Source organism: Curtobacterium sp. B18 (genome assembly GCF_000333375.1).
Taxonomy (GTDB): Bacteria; Actinomycetota; Actinomycetes; order Actinomycetales; family Microbacteriaceae; genus Curtobacterium.
The window spans coordinates 1-3572 of sequence record NZ_BACZ01000233.1 but is presented as its reverse complement, the minus strand read 5'-3'; the positions used below and the strand labels follow the sequence as shown (position 1 = coordinate 3572).

Annotated in this window: 3 protein-coding genes; all 3 read left to right on the top strand. The window is 74.5% G+C overall.

The window, feature by feature from the left end:
* Window positions 1–85 precede the first annotated feature (85 nt).
* A complete protein-coding gene (locus I5E_RS22605; protein ID WP_022906219.1) occupies window positions 86–895 on the top strand; it encodes a CPBP family intramembrane glutamic endopeptidase in 810 nt (269 codons plus the stop codon).
* A gap of 114 nt (window positions 896–1009) precedes the next feature.
* A complete protein-coding gene (locus tag I5E_RS06145; protein ID WP_083857887.1) occupies window positions 1010–2797 on the top strand; it encodes a phosphatase PAP2 family protein in 1788 nt (595 codons plus the stop codon).
* A 58-nt stretch (window positions 2798–2855) separates the two neighbouring features.
* On the top strand, window positions 2856–3572 hold a 717-nt coding region (locus I5E_RS06140; protein ID WP_022906217.1), incomplete at its 3' end, for a L,D-transpeptidase family protein.

Below are 3572 nucleotides of genomic sequence, written 5' to 3'. Positions count from 1 at the left end.
TGGTCAACGGCGGTGACCGAGACGCCCCCCCCCGAGCCGCCGCTGGCCCGTCCCGTCGTCGCTGCTCATCGGCCTCGCGCCGCTCGTGGTGTTCGCGGCGGTCAGCGCCTGGCGGGCCCGGCCGAGCGACGACTACCCGACCCTCGGACAGACGGTGGACAGCGTGGTGCGGGCCCTCGTCCTCCCGGAGGGCATCGCCGTCGTCGCGCTCTGCCTCGTCGTGACCGGGCTCGGCTGGTGGCGCATCGCGACGGTCGACCCGACGCGCACGCACCTGCGCTGGACCGCGGTCGCGCCGATCCTCGTCGCCGTGGTCTGCGTGGTGCGGCTGCCCCTCGTGGACTGGTCGGCGCTCCCCGTCCGGTACTTCCTGCTGCTCGCCGTGGGGGTGCTGTTCGTCGGGGTGTTCGAGGAGCTGATGACCCGCGGGGTGCTGCTCGTCGGGCTGCGGCGGCGCCTGCCTGAGTTCGGCGTGTGGATCGCTTCGTGCGTGCTCTTCGGGGTCCTGCACCTGCTCAACGCCCTCGCCGGTGCCGGGCTCGGCGCAACGCTGGTGCAGGTCGTGTTCGCGGCGTCCTTCGGTTCGACGCTGTACGTCGCACGTCGGGTGACCGGGAGCCTGCTCCTCCCGGTGCTGCTGCACGCGTTCTGGGACTTCGGGTCGATCGGCCTGTCGGCGACGACGGACGTGCGGGACCCGTTGCAGATCGTCGTCGTCGGCGCGATCGGGCTGTTCTCGTTCGTCGTCCTCGCGTTCGGGGTCGTCGCCGGCGGGGTGGTCGCCTGGCGGGACGACCGGCCGCGCCGCCTGCGGCGCCGGTGGCGGGCGGTCCCGCCCATGGGGGCCGTCGCGGTGCAGGGGGACGAGCCGCGCCTCCCGTCCACGGTCTGGTGACGATGGTCCGCCCGGAGGCGCGGTGCTGCGAGTGCGCACAGGCTGCGGTCCGGTTCACCTCGGCTTGGTGCACCGTTCCCCGCTCGGCCACCACCCGTCCCTAGCGTTCCGCGCATGCACAGATCAGCACTCCGCGGGTTGACGGTCGCCGCCGTCGCGACCGCCCTCGTCGTCGGCTCGCCCCTCGCCGCCACCGCGGCCGGGTACCCGAGCGACACCGACAAGCCCGACCTCGTCTCGCTGCTGAACGGGTACGACCAGTACTGGACGTCGAGCGGCACGAACGACCTGCACGGCACCGTGCTCGACCCGGCCACGCTGGCGAAGAACGACCAGCTGACCTCGTGGATCAACCAGCACGCCACGACGGCGCAGCAGCGGAAGGCCCTGCAGGACTCCGAGTACCAGAACGCGACGAACACCGCCTACGACCAGTCGATGACGGTGTCGCAGGGGCTCGGCCCGGCGCTCGAGAAGATCTACGTCGAGGGGCGCATCTCCGGCAAGCTGCCGCTGACCTCGGCGCTGGTGAACTCCTCGAACGGCACCAGCGGCGCCTACGTCAGCACGGGCACCGCGAAGGCGCACTACAGCTACCCCCGGCCCTACCTGCCGGGCACCACCACGGCGACGCTGCCTGCGACCGACGACCAGACCGGCTGCGCACCGTCGAAGGTGAACGCGTCGTCGCTCGCGGCGAACCGGGCCGGCAAGGCGTGGGCCTCGGCGGACGGGACGCTCGACATCACCCGCGTGCCCGCCACCACCGACACGTCGCACGAGTTCTCGCCGAACGACGTCGTCCTCGACGCCGGGTACGGGACCGCCGGCATCTGCACGGGCGGGTCCTTCCCGAGCGGCCACACCACGACGGCGTACCAGGCGGGCATCACCCTCGCCACGCTCGTGCCCGAGCTCGCGCCGGAGCTCCTCGCCCGTGCCTCGGAGGCCGGCAACGACCGCATCGTGCTCGGCGTGCACTACCCGCTCGACATCATGGGCGGGCGCATCGACGGCGAGGCAGCGCTCGCCGCACGCTGGTCGGACGCGCAGTACCGCACCGAGGTCCTCGAGCCCGCGCGGAAGGAGCTCGTGTCGTACCTCGAGCAGCAGTGCGGCGACACGCTCGCGAACTGCATCGCGCACGAGGCGGCCTACTCCGACGACCCGTACGGCGGCGCGGCCATGCCGGGCGGCAGCGCGCAGGTCGTGAGCGACCGCGCCTCGGCCGCAGCGGTGTACCGCGAGCGGATGACCTACGGGTTCGCCGCGACCGGGAAGACCGGCCTCGCCCCGTCGGTGCCGACCGGCGCCTCGAACCTCCTCCTGACCGCGTTCCCGACGCTGACCGACGCCCAGCGCACCGCGGTGCTCGCGCAGACCGAGATCGCCTCGGGGTACCCGCTCGACCAGTCCGGCTCGGCCGCGGGCTCGTGGGAGCGGCTCGACCTCGCCGCCGCGACGAGCGCCACGGTCGCGGTCTCGGCCGACGGCACCGCGACGGTCCTCGCCACCGGCGGCACCGCCCACGTCGTGACCGGCGTGCTGACCGCGCCGCAGGGGACGACGGTCGCCGCGGGCGGATCCCTCGCCCTGGCCGGCACCGGGTTCACCCCGGGTGCCTCCCTGCGCATCGTGCTGCACTCCGACCCGGTCACGGTCGGCACGCTCACCGTCGCGGCGGACGGCTCGGTGTCCGGCAGCGTGCGGATCCCCGCCGGCACCCCCGCGGGAGCCCACACGATCGACGCCGTCGACGCCTCCGGAGCCTCGACGCTCGTGGCACCGCTCGCGATCACCGTGACGCCCGCGGCCGGCGGCACGGGCACCGACGGATCCGGCACCGGCGGCTCGACCGTCGACCCCGGTACCGGTGTCCACCTGCCGGTCGTCTCCGGCTGACCCACCCCTGACCGGCCGGCGCCCCGTGCGCCGGCCGGTCGTCCCCCTCGGAGTCCCCATGCGCAAGCGCACCCTCTGGGCCGGCGCCTCGGTCGTCGGCGCCCTGGTCGTCGCCGGAGCCGTCGCCGTCCCGCTCGTCGTCGGCTCGCCGTCGGCCGAGTCGGCACCGACGCACGGCACCACCGTCTCGACGCCCACCCCGTCGGCGGCGCCACCCGTGCCGCAGGTCGGGGCGGCGGCGCTCGCCGCGCTGCCCGAGGCGCAGTACTCGGCGGTCATCGGCGGTCTCATGCCGTTCGACCGGACCGTCACCGCCGACACCGTCTTCCAGCTCCGCGGCGACGCACCCCTGTTCGGTGCCGCGCGGACCACGCCCGTCGCGCGGTTCGCCGCCACGGACTTCCTCCGGCAGCCCACGACGGTCGTCGGGCTCGAGCGCGACGGTGACTGGGAGCGCGTCCTCACCCCCGCACGGCAGGAGCTGCCGTCGGCGGCCGGGGGCGCGGCCGCGGCACAGACCTCGGCGTGGGTCCCGGTGGCGTCCCTCCGGGAGGTGTCGACCCCGACCCGGCGCGTCGTCATCTCGACGACGGACCAGTCGGTGTCGATCGTCGACGCGGCAGGGCACGTCGACCAGCGCTTCGACGCCGGTGTCGGCACGGCGGACACCCCGACGCCGACTGGCGTGACCGGCTACCTCGAGCAGCGGTACGTCGACCCGGCGCAGGGGACCGGCGACCACCCGATCCAGCTGACCTCGTTGCACTCGAGCGCG

What these genes read in the sequence shown, in the direction of transcription:
- I5E_RS06145 (WP_083857887.1), top strand. Translation starts at nt 1,010, where the DNA reads ATGCACAGATCAGCACTCCGCGGGTTGACGGTCGCCGCCGTCGCGACC.